The sequence below is a fragment of the Acinetobacter sp. NyZ410 genome, from assembly GCF_022828975.1.
Taxonomy (GTDB): Bacteria; Pseudomonadota; Gammaproteobacteria; order Pseudomonadales; family Moraxellaceae; genus Acinetobacter; species Acinetobacter guillouiae.
The window spans coordinates 3439355-3458898 of record NZ_CP094620.1 but is presented as its reverse complement, the minus strand read 5'-3'; the positions used below and the strand labels follow the sequence as shown (position 1 = coordinate 3458898).

The following is a 19544-nucleotide window of genomic DNA, read 5'->3' as shown; positions in this document are numbered from 1 at the left end:
TTGCCAGTAAATGGTACCTGACGAATTGTCAACAGACTCTGGTGGATTTGATCGTAACGACATGCATCTCAGGACTCATCTACACGATTACTGAATAATGTATCGTTCAGCAACAAATTCATTTCGTTAGGACCTGACTTTATTGAGTCAAACCAAATAATATTTTGTGTGCCAAGCTGTCCTGAGTTGGATCCATCACTTGTACCTTCTGAGCTACTTTATATGCACGCTGAATAGCAGGGCGTTCACGGATTGTTTCAAACCAAGATTTAATATGAGGGAAATCAGCAAGCTTTATGCTATGTTCTTCATGGTGAACGATCCAAGGATATGCTGCCATATCGGCAATTGAGTAATCTTGACCTGTAATGAAAGTACGTCCGTCGAGATGAGTATTCAACACTTTATAGAGGCGTCGGGTTTCATTGACATAACGTTCGATTGCATAAGGAATTTTTTCAGGTGCATACTTTGCGAAATGTTGATTCTGACCTAACATTGGACCAAGCCCACCGACTTGCCAATACAGCCATTCCAAGGCCATGATTCGTGCTCTGGGTTCACTGGAGAGAAATAATCCGCTCTTTTGAGCCAAATATTGAAGAATTGCGCCAGACTCAAACACACTCAAAGGCTCGCCACCATCGTCTGGACTATCATCGATGATTGCTGGAATACGGTTATTGGGTGAAATAGCAAGGAAGGCTGATTTTAACTGATCCCCCCGACCGATATTCACAGGTGTTACATCATATTTAAGACCTGCTTCCTCAAGAAAAATAGTGATCTTATGGCCATTTGGCGTTGGCCAGTAATGTAGGTGGATCATAGGATGATGCCTTAATAAGGTTTTGAGCGAAAATAAACTGATTTAAATTATGATCAGAGTGATAACAGCTTCACTTAGCACTAGCTGTATAACCCTGATCTTTTGAGTGGTGGTTATAAGTCGATAACCGTCACGCCATTATTACCATTGAGTCCCAGTACCATACTCTCAGCAAATTGAGGCTTTTTAAGTATTGAAATCACATGATCACCAAAAGCTCTCGGTGGCATAGGTGCCCCAAAGCGGGAGACAAATTCTTCAGGTGTAATTCCCATGGCTGCTGCATAAGCACCTGCTGCTGAGTCGCCAACTCCCGTACCAAGAACCATTAGCCGTGGAACGATGGCCTGAAACTGAATACCAAGATTTTTATCTTGCGCAAACAAATTGGCATATTTGGTCATGAACCAAAGCGCACGTTTAGAACTGGCGTAGCCACCCGTCATTTGAGAACCAGACTCAGCGGCACCACTAGATCCCACTAAAACTCGGCTGCCTGGATCAAGTGGTTTTTTTAATACCGCTTGAAACCAGAAAAAGGCTGCTTTGACATCGGTTTCCCAATTTATAGAAAACTCTTCCCAAGTTAATTCATCCAGAAGCCCCATTCGCGGCGCCGCTCCAGCATTTAACACAAGGACATCTGGACGAATGTCTGCAATGATACGGTGTGCCGCAGCTTCATCCGTAATATCCGCGGAAATGGTATAAACACCTAGCCGTTCAGCGGCTGCATCAAGATCTTTTACATTACGTGCAACCACAGTTACTTTTGCACCTTGATCAACCAGTGCTTCAACTAGACCTAAACCGAGACCACGACTACCACCAGTGACCACGACTTTTTTGTCTTTCAGATTCATGACGATTTCTCCAATGTCTAATAAAGTGACGTACTACTAAAACGATTGGAGCCTTGGAAAAGAGTCAAAAAGCCTCTAAATTATTTTAATTTGATCTAGCGACGTACTTTCGACTCTACTTTTTATATCCGTTGATGGGTCGCTGATCAGTCTGATCATGTGGATGTGTATTGATAACTTGCGATGATGAGGCAGGTGTGGAATCGAAAGATAGTTGAGTGATTTTTTTGGCAGGACATGATTTTTATCATCTACGCTTAAATGTGTTGAATCACTTTAAATCATCATCTACAGCCGAAAAGGCAGGATAATGTAGTGGCTACTTGGCCATACTAGGCAAAATTACAACATCGATTAGAAGGGAATATGGGGGTAGGAAAAATTTGAGCAAGATGAAGAAATAAAATAAAGCTCTCAACGGAGAGCCTATCTGTAAAATTACACATGCAATTGAATAAGTGACATTACTCAATTTTGAGATGTGCCATTTTTTAAACAACAAAAATATATGATTTTAATTTCATACGCTCAGCGGCAGTGTTAAGTAAATATGGTGCAATGAAGCGATGCGGAACTGTCATCATTTTCAAGGTGGGTGTTGAGAACCATTTATGACCGCGGCTAAAGAAAGAAGAGAAGATCACCTGAGATTTGATCAGGTTGATGACCATACATATTTGAATATCAACTGAATCAGAGTGAACAACCATCATGATTAAATCATCTTGCTTGATCATTGTTGCTGATTCTAGTGATTGCCAGTGTGATTCAGATTTAGATTTAAATCCCAAGGTATTCCATGACTGACTAACGATCTGATTGATTGCTGGAGGAGCATTGGCAAAAATCTCATATGCCCATTTTTCAGCGCTGTACTTTTTAGTCATCATGGGAGTCGGAATATCAATGCTAAAAGCATCTTCATAGCCAATATTTTCTAAAGGACATACTTCACGTGCTAGATCTGGAATACGGATTGCTTGTGCTTTCATGGCATTCTCCTTAAGGCATTTGGCTCATCAACAATAGCTATATGCTCAATGGCGAATGGGTTTGAGTATGATGATGAGCCTAATGGTTTATTTATTTGGGGTTAATATCAGCTCTGCATCAGCGGCAACATATCGCACATAGCGGTAATCTCGAATAAAGCTAATCTTGCCTTCTTGCCATTCCAGCCACATGATATAACTTGGTTTGAGGTCTATACGGTTTTCAAAGACAGCAATGACCTCGCGATCTCCAAGCCATGCGGGAACTAGCCAGATATGGTCAATTTTTGCGTAGGCACCAAAGAACATGGAGACATCGGCAGCGCCAACACGGACAGGATGAGTAGACTGACTGAGTTTGACATCATCAGAAAGTAATGCTTTTAGCCCATTCCAGTCGCGTAGGTTAAACAGCTTTACATAGTTTGCTACTGCATCAGATGTTGGTCGGGCAATTTGTGCTTCCTCAGTGGTTATGTTGATTTCGCGCAGTCGAGCACGTCCACGGGAAAGATGGGCTTTTACTGAGTCTACTGAGAGATTCAGTAGGGTAGCAATGTCTACAAGAGGCTCATCAAGAACGTCTTTAAGAATGATGACACTGCGCTGAAGTACTGGGAGTTGCATAAATCGTGAAACTGCCATTTTAATTGTTTCCTCGCGCATCAGCATCTCCATCGGATCAGAGGTATTTATATCTTCAATATCGTCAGTAACACTATCCACAGCTTCTGTTATTCGAATGGCTCGACTTCGAAGTAAGTCAAGTGCTCGGTTATGTGCTACGCGGAATAACCAGGCACGTAACATCTGAAAATCTTGTATTTTGTCAATCACAAGCAATGCCCGAGCAAGCGTATCCTGAACGACATCTTCACCTTCAATGACAGAGCCCATCAGTCGCGAACAGTAGCGATGCAGTTCAGGGCGAAGCTGTTCTGCCAGATTAATCAGTTGGGTCTGTTGCATGTTAGGCTTAGGATCATGGTCTTTATTCAAATTGTCTCACCATTCAATCATGGTCACAGCGGTATGGCCGCTGCAACCTAAAAGGATAATATTCATATCAATGACCTGACTGTTTTGTCATTTTGCGGTCACTGTAATTTGTTGTTGAACAAAGATTTCTATTGAGCATGAATCAAGTGCCTTTAGATCCGCCAATAAGGTTAATTTCTATCTGCACAGCACCACGTTAATGTTTTTGTTTAGATAAGCTATTACTAAAACGATTGAGGAATATAAAAAGAGTCAAAAAGTTGTAAATAATTTTAATTTTGTTTGAAGCTGCTGCAGTTATTTTATGTGTTTTATTGATATTTTGCAGGATCATTCTTTTTTATCATGAGATTTAATCAGTTATTTTTTATAGTCTGGCTCAAACTTTTTATGAGTCCGATCCTGTTTTTATTAAAAAGACGATTATAGATTTTACGGACAGAAAGAACATCGCTTATTTCTGCATTAGCGTATTATTCGTCAGCATCTGGAAGTATAAGTACCAAGAAAAAGTGCTTGGTTCTGCTTGTTATTGTGGGTCACCAGATTAAAAGCATGGATTGGTGCAGTTGATAAAACAATACACAGCAGGTCTTATTTTTATATGTAATTACTATATTTTTGACCCTGTTCTGCTTATACTGTGCAGCAATTAAGATATTTCATTTTTTGCACGTCATAAGTACTTTTGATATTGAGTACATGATTGTGTACATATTTTTAGAGTAGTGTATGGCAGTAGCTAAGAAATCCGTTAATATCAACAATATACGTAATTTTTCGATTATCGCTCATATCGACCACGGCAAGTCGACACTTGCAGACCGTTTCATTCAAATGTGTGGTGGATTGCAAGACCGTGAAATGCAGGCTCAAGTCCTAGACTCTATGGAGCTTGAGCGTGAACGTGGGATTACCATTAAAGCGGCTTCTGTAACCTTGTACTATACCCATCCAAATGGGCAAGAGTATCAATTAAACTTTATTGATACACCGGGGCACGTGGATTTCTCTTATGAAGTATCGCGTTCTCTTGCTGCCTGTGAAGGTGCATTGTTGGTTGTCGATGCTGCACAAGGGGTTGAAGCGCAATCTGTTGCAAACTGCTATACCGCAATTGAGCAGGGTCTAGAAGTACTACCCGTCCTGAATAAAATCGATTTACCACAAGCAGAACCTGAACGTGTTATTCATGAAATCGAAGAAATTATCGGTATTGAAGCAACACATGCACCAACATGTTCGGCAAAAACAGGTCTAGGTGTAGAGTCTGTTTTAGAGACATTGGTTGACATTATTCCAGCACCGCAAGGTGACCGTGACGCGCCTTTACAAGCCTTAATTATTGACTCTTGGTTTGATAACTATTTAGGTGTGGTATCACTTGTTCGTATCAAACAAGGTCGTGTGCGTAAAGGCGATAAAATGTTGATGAAATCAACAGGTCAATCGCACATCATCACTTCTGTTGGTATTTTTAATCCAAAACATACCGATACAGGTATTTTAGAAGCGGGTGAAGTTGGCTTTATCATTGCAGGGATCAAAGACATTTTTGGTGCGCCAGTTGGTGATACGATTACCTTGGCAACCACACCTGATGTTGCAACTTTACCGGGTTTTAAAAAGGTAAAACCACAGGTTTATGCGGGTTTATTCCCAATTGATGCCAGTGATTTTGAACCATTCCGTGAAGCGCTACATAAGTTACAAATTAACGATTCTGCGTTGTTCTTTGAACCTGAAAGCTCAGATGCTTTAGGTTTTGGTTTCCGTTGTGGCTTCTTGGGAATGCTACACATGGAAATTGTACAAGAACGTCTAGAGCGTGAGTATGATTTAGACTTAATCAGTTCAGCGCCTACCGTAATCTATGAAGCATTGATGAAAAATGGTGAAACGATTTATATCGATAGTCCATCTAAAATGCCTGATGGTTCAACGGTTGAAGATTTACGCGAGCCGATTGCTGAATGTCATATTTTAGTGCCTCAAGAATACTTGGGCAATGTCATGACCTTATGTATCGAGCGTCGTGGTGTGCAAAAAGATATGAAATTCTTGGGTAATCAAGTATCGATTACCTTTGAAATTCCAATGGCAGAAGTGGTTATGGATTTCTTTGATAAATTGAAATCTTGCTCACGTGGCTTTGCTTCATTGGATTACAATTTTGTACGTTTTGAGAGTTCATCTCTAGTTAAGGTCGATGTGTTAATTAATGGTGATAAGGTTGATGCTTTGGCAATGATTTGTCATCGTAATGATGCACGTCACCGTGGTATTGCTTTAGTTGAAAAAATGAAAGACTTGATTCCGCGTCAAATGTTTGATGTGGCGATTCAAGCTGCAATAGGTGCACAAATCATTGCACGTTCAACAGTTAAAGCGATGCGTAAAAACGTATTGGCTAAATGTTATGGTGGTGACGTTTCTCGTAAGAAGAAACTGTTATCGAAACAAAAAGAAGGTAAGAAACGCATGAAGCAAGTGGGTAGTGTTGAAATCCCACAAGAAGCGTTCCTTGCTGTGTTAAAAGTAGAAAGATAAAAACTAGAGGTTTTATTGCTCATGGATTTTGATTTTAATTTAATTCTCGTTCCTGCAACGCTTATATTTTTTGGGCTATGGTTACTGGATAAGTTTGTACTGAAACAACGTGCAACAAAAGGTAAGGGGAATGAAAATGTCATCATTTCATGGGCATATGATTTCTGGCCTGTTCTAGCAGTGGTTTTGGTGTTGCGTTCATTCTTATTTGAACCGTTTAATATTCCTTCTGATTCTATGGTACCGACTTTAGAAACAGGTGATTATATTTTGGTGAATAAGTTCCAGTACGGTGTGCGTTTACCAATCACCAATACCAAGATAATTGATATTGGTGAGCCACAACGTGGTGATGTTGCTGTTTTCCGTTATCCAGAAAATCCAAAAATTAGTTATATCAAACGTATTATTGGTTTACCGGGTGACCATCTTGAATTCAATAATGGTCAACTTACAATCAATGGTAAAAATGTTGAGCAAGTACCTACTGAGTTTAGTCGTGAAAAAGATATTTTAGATACGCCTAAGTCAATCTACTATTATGAAACGATGGGTACACATAAGCATTTAGTTCGTTTGCTGGAAGGTCAAAATACTTTGATTTCAGCATTTAATTATGCACAGAAAAAACAAGACCTACCTTATGTAGCAACTGCAAATGACCGCTTTGTAAAATCAAATGGTCAAAGTTGGGAAGTGACTGTTCCAAAAGGCCATTATTTTGCCATGGGTGATAACCGTGACCAAAGTGCAGACAGTCGTTTTTGGGGCTTTGTACCTGAAGAGAACTTAACTGGTCATGCAATCTATGTGTGGATGCATAAGGAACCTGGTTTAAAAATGCCTTCATTTAGTCGCAATGGTGCAATTAACTAATCGGCTACAGTTTTTAGAAAATCAAATAAAGGTCAATTTTTATTGACCTTTATTTTTATCTGTTAAAGCTATAAAGTTGTCTTGATTTATAAGAAAAATGAAATAGAACAAATGATTTAAACTAGCAACTTGATGCAGTTTCAAGGATAATAGCGCGGTAAAGTTTTTTATCACACCAGGGTTTGCAGTGGATAAAAAATTTATAACAATTGAAAATGATCAGTGGGTCTGCAGCAGTGTATTTGACTCAATTATATGATTATTTTCAATTGCGATTAAAGATTATTCATTCTGAGCTGTTGGATAAAAAAAATGCGTAAAAATCAACAAGGCGCTTCATATATTGGAATTTTATTGGGGATAATTGCTTTAGCTTTTATGTTGAAAATCATAGTTGCTGTATGGCCTTTATACTGGGATGATCGTGTGATTAATAATCAAATTGTAGAGCAGATCAAGAATAGCTCTGCTGAAATCACACCAATGAAATTTGCAACAGAAGTTGATAAACGGTTAGAAATGAACAATATCCGAGATACTAAACTTGAGGATATTGCGACTGTATCAACTAAAGATGGTTTACAAGTGACTAAAAAATATGAAGTACGAAAAAATTTCATGCTGAATATAGATTTAGTCCTCACTTTCGAGAAGAGTTTTGATCAAAGGTCAGTTGAAAGTAAGTGATCCTCGCTTACAGAGTAGAATCGGTTACCAGTTTAAACAATACGAGTTATTACAACTCGCGCTGACTCATCGCTCGGTGAGTCACAAATACAACTATGAGCGCCTAGAGTTTTTAGGTGATGCATTGTTGGGTATGATCATCGCAAACTACTTATATCATGCGTATCCTCATGAAAATGAAGGGCGTTTGACGCGTATGCGCGCAACTTTGGTACGCCAAGAAGCACTGGGTAAAATTGCCAATGATTTAAAGTTAAGTCAAAGTTTAATTTTAAGTACAGGTGAATTGAAATCAGGTGGTCATCATCGTGAGTCAATATTAGCAGATACAGTTGAAGCAATTATTGGCGCAATTTACACTGAAACGCGGGATTTGCCTTTGTTGGAATCGATTGTATTAAAATGGTATGAACCCTATTTAGATCATATCGAACCGACAGATCAACTTAAAGACCCGAAATCACGTTTACAAGAATATCTACAAGCTCGTAAAAAGCATCTCCCAGTTTATGAGGTCGTAGATATTCAGGGTGATGCACCTAACCAGCATTTTAAAGTAGAATGTACAGTAGATGGCTTGCCTAAAATGATGGGTGAGGGATCAAGTCGCCGTTTTGCAGAACAAGCAGTCGCGGCGGATTTTTTAAAGATATTGGAGCAGTAAACTGCATGAGTACACATTCCGATCACAATGATGCTGATCACGAGCCGTCTGAAAGCGGTAATGAGTTAATTAATCAATTTTTTAGCTCACAAGGTACAGAAATCCCTTCGGATTACCGAAGTGGATTTGTTGCAATTGTAGGGCGCCCAAACGTGGGTAAATCGACATTGATGAACCATTTATTGGGTCAAAAATTGTCAATTACTTCACGTAAGCCACAAACGACGCGCCATAAAATCATTGGTATTGATAGTCGTGAAAAGTCTCAGGCTGTATTTGTTGATACGCCGGGGATGCACAAGAAAGAAGTGCGTGCGATCAATAAAATGATGAACAAAGCTGCACATTCTGCATTGCGTGATGTCAATTTGGTTCTATTTGTTTTAGATGCCCAGAAATGGACACCAAATGATGACTTGGTTTTAGAGAAACTGCAAAATGCAGAAATGCCAGTCGTTTTGATTATCAATAAAATCGATACCTTAGAAAATAAGCGTATGATTTTACCGTTGATCCAAGAACGTGCGAAGTTGATGAATTTTGCTGAAATTGTTCCTGTTTCAGCATTACGTGGTGCAAACTTGGATCATTTGCGTGAAGCGATTGAAAAGTATCTACCATTCCAGCCACCATTATACTCTTTAGAACAGTTAACTGACCGTTCAGAACGTTTTCTTGCCAGTGAAATCATTCGTGAGAAAATTATGCGTCAGTTAGGCGAAGAGCTGCCTTATGATTTAACGGTTCAAATTGAATCATTTAAAACAGAAGAAGCGACAGTGAATGAAAAAACGGGTCGCCCAAAAGCTGCATGTACTTATATTGATGCCACAATTTTTGTTGATCGCCCTGGGCAAAAAGCCATCGTGATCGGTGAAAAAGGTGCTAAGCTGAAGAAAATTGGTATGGATGCTCGTGTCGACATGGAAAAAATGTTTGAGCAAAAAATCATGCTAACACTTTGGGTGAAAGTTAAAGGTGGTTGGTCTGATGACGAACGTGCTTTAAAAAGTTTAGGCTACAGCGATATTTAATTGACTTTTTGGGAACTGAAATGATTCGAGTTATAGCAATTCTTGCTTGCATAATCATGTTACAAGGCTGTATCACTAAAATTGTGACAGTTCCCGTCAAAGTTGCTTATAAAACCACAAAAGGTGTGGTTAAAGGCACTGCTGCGGTTGTAGGCGCTGTTATTCCTGATGGGGATGATGACGATGATAAGAAAAAACAAAAGGATGATTAAGTTCAAGCTAGATGCGTAATGAAATCTTGCATGGTTATTTAATCCATCATCGAAAATATAGAGAACGTAGTCATATTGTGCACTTATTTACACAAGAGCATGGTCGTGTCGACGGTATTCTTAGACAAACCCCACCGCCACAATACCAACCGATTACTTTGCAAGCATCGGGAAAATCCGAGCTTAAAAACTTTTCAAAACTCGAAATACTCAATCAACCGATTTTCTTTTATGGGGATGCTTTCTTTTCGGGCTTTTATTTAAATGAACTGCTGCTTCGTTTATGTCCGCTTGAAGAAATGATGTCTGAAACATTTCAGCAATACCATTTAACTTTACAACATTTACAAAAATTGGCTGAACATCCACAAGCTGATTTATTTCTTCGACAAATTTTACGCCAGTTTGAACACGCACTGTTAGAAGAGTTGGGCTATCCACTGGATTATGGGCATGATTCAAATCAACAAGAGATTATGCTGACCCAACGTTATCAATTTCAATTGGCCGAAGGCTTTACACCAGTGTCATATACCTCGTCTGGGACGTTGCTGGGCCAACAAATTCTAAGCATGGCAAATTATGAAAAGGGTAGGGATTTTAGCCCAGAGCAGTTACAATTATTGGCTAAACTCTATCGACAAATGATTACTTCACTTTTAGGTGATCGACCATTAAAAAGTCGTCAGCTTTGGGTTCAAAATGCTCAATCTAAAACGTTGAGCCGTTAATTTTAATTTATTGGTTAATTAGGAGAATGTTATGGCTGCATTGCTAGGTGTAAACATTGACCATGTTGCAACCCTCAGACAAGCACGTGGAACGACTTATCCTGATCCTGTGAAAGCTGCATTAATTTGCGAACAAGCAGGGGCGGAAGGCATCACTTTACACTTACGTGAAGATCGTCGTCATATTCAAGATGATGATGTGCGCCGTATGCGACCTGTATTGACGACAAGAATGAACTTGGAAATCGCTGTAACTGATGAAATGGTTGCATTTGCAAAAGAGATTCAACCGCATCATGTGTGTTTTGTGCCAGAGAAACGTCAAGAAATCACCACAGAAGGTGGTTTAGACGTGCTTGGGCATTTTGAAGATGTTAAAGCTGCGACTCAGGCATTAACTGCAATTGGTTGTGATGTATCTTTGTTTATTGATGCTGATTTTGCACAAATCGATGCTGCAATTGCTTGTGGTGCACCCACTATTGAATTACATACGGGTGCTTATGCAGACGCTAAAACTGCTGAAGCTCAACAGATTGAACTCGAAAGAATTATTAAAGGTACTGAGTACGCAGCATCTAAAGGTTTGGTCGTCAATGCTGGTCATGGTTTGAATTTGGACAATGTGGCTGCAATTGCTGCAATTCCTCAGATTCATGAACTCAATATTGGACATTCGATTATTGCCGAAAGTGTTTTTGTCGGTTTGGAACAAGCAGTGAAGGACATGAAGGCCGCACTTCATGCAGCTGGTTAATTTAATTTTTGATTTACGTTGTTGAATATTGATCATGTCGAATATGAATTATGATGAGCTTATGCAACCTGTAATTGCTTTTTTAGGCTGTGAAACGCCAAAGGCATGGTTGGATGAGGCATTGAACAATCTCCCATTGCTCATGCAGGATCATGCGAATTGTGAAAAGAAAGCGGCTGGAACAGCAATGAACTTGATGTTTCGCTACAGTTTTTTTACCGATTTGCAGATCAAATTAGCGCAACTTGTGCGTGAAGAAATGTTGCATTATGAACAAGTTTTAGAGTTTATGAGCAAACGTGGTCAAGAATGGAAAGGTCTGAGTGCAGGTCGTTACGCAGGTGGTTTGCGTAAAGAAATTCGTACTTATGAACCAGAAGCTTTGATTGATGTTTTGGTGATTGGTGCGTTTGTTGAAGCACGTTCTTGTGAACGATTTTATGCCTTAGCACCATTGGTAGATGATGAGTTGGGTCGTTATTACCGTTACTTGCTGAAATCTGAATCTCGTCACTATGAGGACTATTTAGCTTTGGCTTTAGATGTTGCTAAAACTGCTAAATTAAAAGATCCAGAAGAGGATATTCAGCAACGCATCGAATTGATCCGTGAAGTAGAGAAGGATTTGATTTTAACGCCTGATAAGACTTTCCGTTTCCATAGCGGTGTGCCAGTTTAACTGCTTGTCTGATTAAAAACTGAATTTAAAAAATAGACCAAAGCATTGCTTTGGTCTATTTCGTTGTGCTGTTTAAGAAAAACCAAATGGAATTGTTGCTTTAAGCAGTTTCGATACCTGTCCAGCCTGCATCTGGATAACGTTCACCTTGTATCTGATCAGGTGCAAAAAGTTGATCAAGTTGCAGAATTTGTTCAGTCGTGAGGTTAATCTGATTGGCTGCAAGGTTATCCTGTAAATATTTTGAATGTCGTGTTCCAAAAATTGGCGTGACATGAGCATGTTTGCACAGTAACCAAGCTAAGGCAATTTGTGCATTGCTGTGTTGCCATGACTGGCATAAATCACTAAATTTTTTCAGTAATAGCTGGTTTGACTGAAAGGCTTCACCCTGTAATCTGGGTAAGTTTTTTCTGAAATCATTTTCAGGCATAGTTTCTGGATTTAAATCTGCAGTGAGAAATGCCCGTCCTAATGGACTATAAGCAACAAATTCAACATTCAGTTGCTGACAAGTGTTTAATAAACTTTGTTCAGGTTCACGTGACCAGAGTGAATATTCACTTTGGACTGCTGCAACAGGCGCAATAGCACAGGCTTTTTCTAAGGATTGTGCTGAGATTTCAGAAAAGCCAAAACTTTTGATTTTGCCTTCTTGAACCAAATCTGCAAGCGTACCAGTAACATCTTCAATTGGGATTTCAGGTTGTCGTCGATGACAATAATATAAATCAATTTGTTCAATACCTAAGCGTTTTAACGAAGCCTCACAGGCACTACGGATATAATCTGGCGTATTATCAATACGGCGTTTATAGTGATTTTCAGCACGTACAATACCAAATTTAGTCGCGATTACCATTGCCTCTCGTTCAGTTCGATAGTGTGCAATAAATTGCCCCAATAACTGTTCATTGTGTCCATGGCCATAAGTATCCGCAGTATCAAAAAAATTAATACCTGCATGAAATGCTTGTTCCAAAATTTGTAATGAGTTTTGATCATTAGTTTGACCATAAAACTCACTCATTCCCATACAACCTAAACCCATTGGTGAAATTTTAAGATGTGTTTGACTTAATTTTTTCATTTTGATTGACCTTTAATGATGAGGTGATCTTTAGCCCATGAATCATGTAACCATTTTTCAGTTTTGCGGTGGCCAGGAAAACTGGCCCAGACAATATCTCTTTCAAAAATAATGGGCCGTTGATTTTTACCAATAATGACCCAAAACCAGCGACCATCATTTAAGTTGCGCATTTTGACTTTTATGCCCGCAATCTTTTGTGTTTTTCCATTGATGTGCACGTTTTCATCATGCTGATCGATCCAATGAATCTCTCGATGTTGCAGTAAGTCTGGTGCATAGTGCTGTAAAAAGTCATCACTGATTTTTTGCGCTTGCGCTTTTGTGGGTAAATGACCGTTGAGAAGGCTTTCATCTAAATATGAAAATCCTTTTAAAGCGCCTGTTTGATCCGATAAATAACTGAAATTTTCGCCATTCAGTTTGAGTAATGGTAATTTCTGATAGCGGACCAATTGCACATGCTGTTGGTCGCTCAGCACATCTTGTTGATACACTTTTTGATAATGCGAAGGTAAAAATTCAGACAAAAATTGAGTCATATTATTAACCTGCGTTCTTGTGATTATTGCTGCTGGATCATTTGCAGAACATGATGTGATCAGTAGTGTACTACTGAGAATGAATGCATATTTCATATGATTGACGCCCTAAAAAGTTGAATTTTTATTTGAGGGGATCACGGCAATAGCTTCGACTTCAACCAAAACATCTGGATGAAATAATTGTGCAACACCAATCAGGCTACTTGCTGGTGGTAATTCAGAATGAATAAATTGATCGCGAACTTTACGAATTATTGTAAGCTGATCAGGTTGTAAATTACGGACATAAATGGTTAGTTTGACCAGTTGTTGAGTACTCACATTCGCTTGATGTAATGTTTTTTCAATATTTTGAAAAACCAAGAACAGTTGTTGTTCAAGACCGGCTTGTAAGATATCGCCATTTTCTGTGATAGGGACATGCCCAGATAAGTACATCGGTTGCCCCTGTTCTACAACGATTGCTTGTGAAACATTGGGAATTGTGGCGTATGTTGGGTTGATAGGGCGTAATAAGGTATTTGGTGCTGATGCGTGCTGCTGCTGCATGGTGACCTCAGATGAATTTTTATTTTGTGCATGTGTGAGAGGACTGTTAAAGAACAGACCCAATAAAATAGCGAATATGTAAAATTGAGATGACATATTTTGAGCCTATGAAAAAACACTAGAGAGATTGTGCTTAAATTTCATTTTTTATAGAATAGTCATTATTGATGGTTTTAAATTCCAAAAATGAAATGTTGGATGATCTGAGTTTATTTATCGCAATTGTTGGGGCGGGAAGTTTTAATCGGGCTGCGCAACAACAGAATGTACCTGCTGCTACACTGACACGTCGCTTGCAAAAATTAGAAGAGAGTTTGGGGTGTAAGCTATTACACAGAAACAGCCGAGGTTTGAAATTGACTCAGGAAGGCCAGCGTTACTACGATCGCTGTCAGCCCTTAGTTCGGGCGCTACTGCAAAATACCCATGAAATAAAAGAAGAAACTACACAGGTTAAAGGTCAAATCAAAATTCTAGCACCAATGAATCTAGCCATATTTCCGTTAAAACAGTTTTGGAATACTTTTCTACAAAGATATCCAGAAATTGAACTCGAATTACAACTGGACAATGCTTTAGATGATTTAATGGTGCGAGGTGCCGATCTCGCCTTACGTGTAGGTAAAATGGCCAATAGTGCCTATATTCAAAAGCGCTTGGGGAGCATTCAAACCTGTATTGTGGCATCACCAGATTATTTAGATCGGCATCTCATTCAGACACCACAAGATTTAGATCAACAAGACTGGTTATTGGCATCTCCCTTAGAACAACTTGAACTTAGGCAACATCAACACAGTCATACCTTTAAAATTCAGTCCTATCGTTTGAAAGTGAATGAAATCAGTTTATGTGTAAATCTAGCAGAGCAGGGACTAGGATTAAGTTATGTTCCACTGACTCAATGTGAAGATGCCTTGAATTCAGGCAGATTAAAACGGGTACTTCCTGATTGGCAATTACCGATTCGAGACGTTTATGCTGTATGGCAGGCGCAAAAAGTCATGCCTGCTCGTGTACGCGTTTTTATTGAAGAGTTAGCTGAATTTTTCCAGCAACAAACATGGAATGATACTAACTTATAAAAGTGAATGGGTATTCTTGTCTATTTGTCACATGCTGTGTCTAGTCCTGAAATAAAAAAAGCCCACTTCAATGAGTGGGCTTTTAGAATTTGGCTCTCCAACCTGGGCTCGAACCAGGGACCTGCGGATTAACAGTCCGTCGCTCTACCGACTGAGCTATTGGAGAATCTGAATGCGATTATAAGGATATATCTTTATGGGTCAAGCCTTTCCTGTCATCTTTTCTTCATTTGTACACTGTATGGTTTTTATTTGAGCAATCTATAGATAATTTAAAAAAATTGATTCTGACAGTTGCAATAGTGAAACGGTCTTGTTAGATTAAAACCATAAAGAGTGTTTAAGTTTGACTTAAACAGTGTGGATTTAAAACCAACTTGCCAGCACTAAATGGCTAAATAGGAGACAGCGAATGAATACGCTTACTATTTCTCAAATTTTTGAAAATTTCTCAGTCTACCAAGAAAATTACCTTTCAATCTTGCAAGATCCTGAACAATATTTTATCCAAGTTGAACAAGCCTATTTAGATGTTTGGCCATTTACTGAAAAAAAACTGTATTTGGGCGATCTGTTGCAGCTTTGGTTTAGTGAAAAATGGCTCATTAATACACCATGTCGATTATTAAATTCATCCAGTCAGATTTCATCAAGTTCAGACACGCAAGCTACTCAAAAACCAGTTCAACGGACACAAGATTTTTATCTGTTCCAATTAAGTGGAAGTACCTTATCAGGTTCTAACCATGCGCAAATCTGGTCAGTTTCAGAACAAAAAGTGCTTTATGTTTCTTTGGATCGCATCTTTAAATATTACTGCTATTTTGAATCGATTGAACGCCCAAAAAACCATCCTCAAAATCCGTTTAAATTGTTTCAACAAGCGATTTAATCAACGCATTGAGAACGCTTTTAAGTGTGACTTTAAATCTGCTTAAAAGCTTCAATTGCTCGAATACGACTTTGTTTTAAATCCACAATTGGCTTTGGATAATTGAGCTCAATATTGGGATTTTTTGCATAAGGTTCATGAATGGTTTTTGCGTCTAAATGTGCAAGTTCTGGAACCCACTGTCGAATGTAGTCACCTTGTGCATCGAATTTCTGCGATTGGCTGATAGGGTTAAAAATACGGAAATAAGGTACGGAATCAGTTCCTGTGGATGCACACCATTGCCATCCACCGTTATTGGCAGCCAAATCCCCATCAATAAGATGTTGCATAAACCATTGCTCACCTAAACGCCAATCAATCAATAGGTTCTTGGTGAGAAACATGGCGACAACCATGCGGATCCGATTATGCATCCAACCTGTGTGAAGTAACTGGCGCATACCTGCATCGACGATAGGAATCCCTGTCTGACCAGTTTGCCAAGCGCTTAAATCATTTGCAGCATCGCGCCATTGTAGCTGCTGTGTGGGCATTTTAAAGGGCAAGTGCTTTGACACACGCGGGAAATCAAACAGAATATGCTGATAAAACTCACGCCAAAGTAGCTCATCGAGCCATATTTGTTGACCAACATCATCAATAGAAAAATGTCCAAATTGTGCTCGAAAGAGGGCATTGAAACATTGTCGAATTGAAAGGATGCCTATATTTAAATAGGCTGAAAGCTGGCTGGTGGCTTCAATTTGGGGGAAATCACGTTCGAGTTGATAATGACGGACTTTATTTTCAATAAATTCATCCAAGACATTCAAGGCATATTGTTCGCCAATTTGCCACTGTTTGTTGATCTGATTCGGATCGAATGTAAAACCAAGCTCGGCCAAAGTCGGCAGGCTATTGTTATTCAACTCGCCCACATCTATTGCATCATTTAAGGCTTGAGTCTCTGGAATAGGGAAGCATTGTGGGATCGAAATGCTCAGTTGTTCATAGCAGTATTTTTTAAATGCACCGAAGACTTGATAGGGTTGATTGGATTTATTGCGAATTGAACCGACAGGGAACAGAGTGCGATCATGATATAAAACCAAATCACGGTTACTTTGATTCAGTTGTGTTTGAACTTGGAAATCTCGATTTAATTCATTAACACCGCACTCAATATTGGCGTGTACATTTTCAATGTCCAGTTTTTGACACAGTTGATCGATCTCTGTTGCAATGTTTTCCCATAAGGGGATGCTGCGGATAATCAGCGGAATTTGAATAGAAGCAAGTTCTTGTTGAATGGCTTGAATTTGACGTAAATAGAAATCAAGCTTAATCGGTGCATCGTCATGCATTCGCCATTGTTCAGGTGAAAGAATCACCAGTGCAATTACAGGACCGCTTTGCGCTGCATGCCATAGGGCAGTATGGTCTTGAATACGTAAGTCTTGACGGAACCAAAGAAGTTGTTTTTGCATAGGATTGATAGGAATGGATTCATTCACACTAGGTTTTCATCAATTTAAACCAATACGTATAAAAAAGGCAAAGTAAAAACTTTGCCTTTTCGATCAGATCAAGCAGATCTTAGTGGTGATGACCACCTGCACCGTGTACATGACCGTGCTCTAATTCTTCTGGAGAAGCATCACGAACTTCTGCGATTTCAACTTCAAAAGTAAGATCTTGGCCAGCTAATGGGAAGTTAGCATCAACGATGATGTTGTCGCCTTCGATTGCTTTAACAGTAACGATTTGAACACCATCATCAGTTTGAGCTTGGAACTGCATACCAGCTTCAATGTTCTCAACACCTTGGAACATTTGAGCAGGAACTTCTTGAACGAGGTCAGGGTTGTATTCGCCATAACCTTCAGCAGCTGGGATAGTTACTGTAAATTTGTCACCTACAGTTTTACCTTCTAAAGCTTTTTCTAAACCAGGAATGATGTTACCTGCGCCATGTAAATATGCAAGTGGTTCACCTTGTGATTTATCGAGAGTTTCACCCTCAGCGTTAGTCAGCGTATAGTGGAAAGAAACCACGTTGTTATTTGCAATAGCAGTCATGTTATTGATCCATTCGGTAATCGATAATTTTAAGGCTACATCATAAAGTGAAAAGCAATTTTTGTAGACTAAAATTACTAAAAAATTGCATTTTCATCTGTATTTTGACCATTTTTTCATAAATATGGGCAAAAACTTAAATTTCAATGCAATTTTATTTTTGGCGCGATTTTTCGTGTAACAAAATCTTTAGCTGTTAACAAGCCTGCATGAGCATAGCCATATATCGTCGCTTGATGAATACGATATAAAGACACATACATCGATTTTGCCACGAAACCTTGAACATTGACCTGACCAAGTAGCTCACCGACCGCTTTATTTTCACTGAGTGATACCAGTGAGCCTTTGTCTGCGAACTGGAACATTGGCTGTGGTCGCCCTTTGATACGTGCATTCATTGCATCTACAAGAAACGAAGCTTGTTGACTTGCGACTTGTGCACGTGGACCAAGTGGTGCTTCTCTTGCATCTAAGATACAGTGGGCGCAATCACCAAAGGCAAAAATGTTTGGATCAGCCTGAGTCTGTAAGGTTGCGTATACGTTTAAACGCCCCATGCGATCTTTTTCAAAGCCTGCTAAGTTGGCAATTACTTTAGGGGTTTTTATCCCTGCTGCCCAAACTTTTAATTGTGCTTCTACGGATGTGCCATCACTAAAATAGACTTTTTCAGCATCTACTTTTTCAACACGTTTGCCCGTTAATACATCTATTTTCATTCGTTGTAATTGCTGTGTGGCATGCTCAGCCATTTTTTCAGAAAGTGCAGGTAAGATACGATCAGCGCCTTCAACCAAAGTAATTTTGACATTGTTTGGGTTAATTTTATTTAAACCATATTTATAAAAGTTCTGTTTGGCTTGAACCAACTCAGCTGAAAGTTCAACACCTGTTGCGCCTGCACCAATCACGGCAATGTGTAATTCACGATCAATATTTTTATTTTGAGCATCTAAATACAAGTGCAGTAAGTCCTGTTGGAAGACTTCTGCTTGTTGGCGACTGTCGAGATAATGACAAAACTCTTTAACCCCAGGCGTATTAAAATCATTGGAGACTGAGCCGACAGCCAGAATTAAGGTGTCATAATGCAGGGTGATTTGCTCTTGATTGGATTCATATTTACTGGTTTGGGTTTTGCTGAGCTCGATGGTTTTGTTATCACGATCTAAATGTTCAAAACGACCCAAGACAAATTCATAGTGATGCTTGGCTGCATGCGCATAATAATTGGTTTCTTCATCACTTGGGTTCATGGTGCCAGCTGCAATTTCATGCAGCAATGGTTTCCAGATATGGGTGAGTTTTTGGTCAACAAGGGTGATTTTGGCTTTTTTACTCTTTCCAAGCGTATCACCGAGTTGTGTCACCAGTTCTAAACCACCAGCGCCACCACCAACAATCACGATATGATGTAGATTTGACATAGAAAACCTAAATTGTTGT

At 39.3% G+C, this 19544-nt stretch carries 21 protein-coding genes and 1 tRNA gene; 11 read left to right on the top strand and 11 right to left on the bottom strand.

Annotated elements, in window-relative coordinates; translation table 11 throughout:
* Window positions 1-139: 139 nt before the first annotated feature.
* The 4 genes from MTO68_RS16410 to MTO68_RS16395 all read right to left on the bottom strand — a co-directional run bounded on the left by MTO68_RS16410 (window position 140) and on the right by MTO68_RS16395 (window position 3683).
* A complete protein-coding gene (locus MTO68_RS16410) occupies window positions 140-829 on the bottom strand; it encodes a glutathione binding-like protein (protein WP_034616301.1) in 690 nt (229 codons plus the stop codon).
* A gap of 113 nt (window positions 830-942) precedes the next feature.
* The gene (locus tag MTO68_RS16405) at window positions 943-1692 is read right to left on the bottom strand and encodes an SDR family oxidoreductase (protein ID WP_244013499.1); all 750 of its coding nucleotides are present in this window, start codon (window positions 1690-1692) and stop codon (window positions 943-945) included.
* A 491-nt stretch (window positions 1693-2183) separates the two neighbouring features.
* Entirely contained in the window at window positions 2184-2684 is a 501-nt protein-coding gene (locus MTO68_RS16400; RefSeq protein WP_244013497.1) for a hypothetical protein, read from the bottom strand.
* Between the two features lie 87 nt (window positions 2685-2771).
* A complete protein-coding gene (locus MTO68_RS16395; protein ID WP_244013496.1) occupies window positions 2772-3683 on the bottom strand; it encodes a sigma-70 family RNA polymerase sigma factor in 912 nt (303 codons plus the stop codon).
* Between the two features lie 732 nt (window positions 3684-4415).
* Between MTO68_RS16395 and lepA the strand changes: the two genes are divergently transcribed.
* The 9 genes from lepA (at window position 4416) to MTO68_RS16350 (ending at window position 11873) form a co-directional block, all read left to right on the top strand.
* Window positions 4416-6233 (top strand): translation elongation factor 4, encoded by a 1818-nt coding sequence (gene lepA / locus MTO68_RS16390; protein WP_004717093.1) that lies wholly within the window; start codon window positions 4416-4418, stop codon window positions 6231-6233.
* Between the two features lie 21 nt (window positions 6234-6254).
* The gene (lepB, locus tag MTO68_RS16385; protein WP_034616309.1) at window positions 6255-7109 is read left to right on the top strand and encodes a signal peptidase I; all 855 of its coding nucleotides are present in this window, start codon (window positions 6255-6257) and stop codon (window positions 7107-7109) included.
* A gap of 312 nt (window positions 7110-7421) precedes the next feature.
* Window positions 7422-7796, top strand: a complete 375-nt coding sequence (locus MTO68_RS16380; RefSeq protein ID WP_004717090.1) for a DUF4845 domain-containing protein — start codon at window positions 7422-7424, stop codon at window positions 7794-7796.
* Window positions 7768-8460, top strand: a complete 693-nt coding sequence (gene rnc, locus MTO68_RS16375) for a ribonuclease III (protein WP_004717088.1) — start codon at window positions 7768-7770, stop codon at window positions 8458-8460. Before MTO68_RS16380 ends, rnc begins: the two co-directional genes overlap by 29 nt.
* Window positions 8461-8465: 5 nt before the next feature.
* Complete coding sequence (era, locus tag MTO68_RS16370; protein WP_004717086.1) at window positions 8466-9494, top strand: GTPase Era; 1029 nt, start codon at window positions 8466-8468, stop codon at window positions 9492-9494.
* Window positions 9495-9514: 20 nt separating this feature from the next.
* Window positions 9515-9706, top strand: coding sequence for an NF038104 family lipoprotein (locus MTO68_RS16365; protein WP_004717085.1), 192 nt, complete (start codon window positions 9515-9517; stop codon window positions 9704-9706).
* Window positions 9707-9717: 11 nt separating this feature from the next.
* The gene (gene recO / locus MTO68_RS16360; protein ID WP_004717082.1) at window positions 9718-10437 is read left to right on the top strand and encodes a DNA repair protein RecO; all 720 of its coding nucleotides are present in this window, start codon (window positions 9718-9720) and stop codon (window positions 10435-10437) included.
* Window positions 10438-10468: 31 nt separating this feature from the next.
* A complete protein-coding gene (pdxJ, locus tag MTO68_RS16355) occupies window positions 10469-11194 on the top strand; it encodes a pyridoxine 5'-phosphate synthase (protein WP_004717080.1) in 726 nt (241 codons plus the stop codon).
* A 34-nt stretch (window positions 11195-11228) separates the two neighbouring features.
* A complete protein-coding gene (locus tag MTO68_RS16350; protein WP_034616324.1) occupies window positions 11229-11873 on the top strand; it encodes a tRNA-(ms[2]io[6]A)-hydroxylase in 645 nt (214 codons plus the stop codon).
* 100 nt (window positions 11874-11973) lie between these two features.
* Here the strand turns inward: MTO68_RS16350 and MTO68_RS16345 are convergent, their stop codons facing one another.
* The 3 genes from MTO68_RS16345 to MTO68_RS16335 all read right to left on the bottom strand — a co-directional run bounded on the left by MTO68_RS16345 (window position 11974) and on the right by MTO68_RS16335 (window position 14153).
* On the bottom strand, window positions 11974-12963 hold the full coding sequence (locus MTO68_RS16345) for an aldo/keto reductase (protein WP_244013494.1): 990 nt from the start codon (window positions 12961-12963) through the stop codon (window positions 11974-11976).
* Window positions 12960-13505 (bottom strand): hypothetical protein, encoded by a 546-nt coding sequence (locus tag MTO68_RS16340; RefSeq protein WP_244013492.1) that lies wholly within the window; start codon window positions 13503-13505, stop codon window positions 12960-12962. The genes MTO68_RS16345 and MTO68_RS16340 overlap by 4 nt, the downstream gene beginning before the upstream one ends.
* Before the next feature lie 108 nt (window positions 13506-13613).
* Complete coding sequence (locus MTO68_RS16335) at window positions 13614-14153, bottom strand: RidA family protein (RefSeq protein WP_227548088.1); 540 nt, start codon at window positions 14151-14153, stop codon at window positions 13614-13616.
* A gap of 71 nt (window positions 14154-14224) precedes the next feature.
* Between MTO68_RS16335 and MTO68_RS16330 the strand changes: the two genes are divergently transcribed.
* Entirely contained in the window at window positions 14225-15142 is a 918-nt protein-coding gene (locus MTO68_RS16330) for a LysR family transcriptional regulator (protein WP_096734753.1), read from the top strand.
* 90 nt (window positions 15143-15232) lie between these two features.
* Here the strand turns inward: MTO68_RS16330 and MTO68_RS16325 are convergent.
* Window positions 15233-15308: transfer RNA gene (locus MTO68_RS16325), tRNA-Asn, on the bottom strand.
* A 246-nt stretch (window positions 15309-15554) separates the two neighbouring features.
* Here MTO68_RS16325 and MTO68_RS16320 point away from each other — a divergent pair.
* The gene (locus tag MTO68_RS16320) at window positions 15555-16034 is read left to right on the top strand and encodes a hypothetical protein (protein ID WP_244013490.1); all 480 of its coding nucleotides are present in this window, start codon (window positions 15555-15557) and stop codon (window positions 16032-16034) included.
* A 32-nt stretch (window positions 16035-16066) separates the two neighbouring features.
* Here MTO68_RS16320 and MTO68_RS16315 read toward each other — a convergent pair whose 3' ends face one another.
* The 3 genes from MTO68_RS16315 to MTO68_RS16305 all read right to left on the bottom strand — a co-directional run bounded on the left by MTO68_RS16315 (window position 16067) and on the right by MTO68_RS16305 (window position 19525).
* Complete coding sequence (locus tag MTO68_RS16315) at window positions 16067-17503, bottom strand: deoxyribodipyrimidine photo-lyase (RefSeq protein ID WP_244015988.1); 1437 nt, start codon at window positions 17501-17503, stop codon at window positions 16067-16069.
* A 109-nt stretch (window positions 17504-17612) separates the two neighbouring features.
* The gene (locus tag MTO68_RS16310) at window positions 17613-18095 is read right to left on the bottom strand and encodes a peptidylprolyl isomerase (protein WP_004717066.1); all 483 of its coding nucleotides are present in this window, start codon (window positions 18093-18095) and stop codon (window positions 17613-17615) included.
* A 143-nt stretch (window positions 18096-18238) separates the two neighbouring features.
* The gene (locus MTO68_RS16305) at window positions 18239-19525 is read right to left on the bottom strand and encodes an NAD(P)/FAD-dependent oxidoreductase (protein WP_004717064.1); all 1287 of its coding nucleotides are present in this window, start codon (window positions 19523-19525) and stop codon (window positions 18239-18241) included.
* Window positions 19526-19544: the final 19 nt, after the last annotated feature.

Excerpts from the sequence above, each read along its gene's own strand:
- MTO68_RS16410 (WP_034616301.1), bottom strand. The coding sequence starts at position 829 with ATGATCCACCTACATTACTGGCCAACGCCAAATGGCCATAAGATCACT.
- MTO68_RS16405 (WP_244013499.1), bottom strand. The coding sequence starts at position 1,692 with ATGAATCTGAAAGACAAAAAAGTCGTGGTCACTGGTGGTAGTCGTGGT.
- MTO68_RS16400 (WP_244013497.1), bottom strand. The coding sequence starts at position 2,684 with ATGAAAGCACAAGCAATCCGTATTCCAGATCTAGCACGTGAAGTATGT.
- lepA (WP_004717093.1), top strand. The coding sequence starts at position 4,416 with ATGGCAGTAGCTAAGAAATCCGTTAATATCAACAATATACGTAATTTT.
- lepB (WP_034616309.1), top strand. The coding sequence starts at position 6,255 with ATGGATTTTGATTTTAATTTAATTCTCGTTCCTGCAACGCTTATATTT.
- MTO68_RS16380 (WP_004717090.1), top strand. The coding sequence starts at position 7,422 with ATGCGTAAAAATCAACAAGGCGCTTCATATATTGGAATTTTATTGGGG.
- era (WP_004717086.1), top strand. The coding sequence starts at position 8,466 with ATGAGTACACATTCCGATCACAATGATGCTGATCACGAGCCGTCTGAA.
- MTO68_RS16365 (WP_004717085.1), top strand. The coding sequence starts at position 9,515 with ATGATTCGAGTTATAGCAATTCTTGCTTGCATAATCATGTTACAAGGC.
- recO (WP_004717082.1), top strand. The coding sequence starts at position 9,718 with ATGCGTAATGAAATCTTGCATGGTTATTTAATCCATCATCGAAAATAT.
- pdxJ (WP_004717080.1), top strand. The coding sequence starts at position 10,469 with ATGGCTGCATTGCTAGGTGTAAACATTGACCATGTTGCAACCCTCAGA.
- MTO68_RS16350 (WP_034616324.1), top strand. The coding sequence starts at position 11,229 with ATGTCGAATATGAATTATGATGAGCTTATGCAACCTGTAATTGCTTTT.
- MTO68_RS16345 (WP_244013494.1), bottom strand. The coding sequence starts at position 12,963 with ATGAAAAAATTAAGTCAAACACATCTTAAAATTTCACCAATGGGTTTA.
- MTO68_RS16340 (WP_244013492.1), bottom strand. The coding sequence starts at position 13,505 with ATGACTCAATTTTTGTCTGAATTTTTACCTTCGCATTATCAAAAAGTG.
- MTO68_RS16335 (WP_227548088.1), bottom strand. The coding sequence starts at position 14,153 with ATGTCATCTCAATTTTACATATTCGCTATTTTATTGGGTCTGTTCTTT.
- MTO68_RS16330 (WP_096734753.1), top strand. The coding sequence starts at position 14,225 with ATGGTTTTAAATTCCAAAAATGAAATGTTGGATGATCTGAGTTTATTT.
- MTO68_RS16320 (WP_244013490.1), top strand. The coding sequence starts at position 15,555 with ATGAATACGCTTACTATTTCTCAAATTTTTGAAAATTTCTCAGTCTAC.
- MTO68_RS16315 (WP_244015988.1), bottom strand. The coding sequence starts at position 17,503 with ATGCAAAAACAACTTCTTTGGTTCCGTCAAGACTTACGTATTCAAGAC.
- MTO68_RS16310 (WP_004717066.1), bottom strand. The coding sequence starts at position 18,095 with ATGACTGCTATTGCAAATAACAACGTGGTTTCTTTCCACTATACGCTG.
- MTO68_RS16305 (WP_004717064.1), bottom strand. The coding sequence starts at position 19,525 with ATGTCAAATCTACATCATATCGTGATTGTTGGTGGTGGCGCTGGTGGT.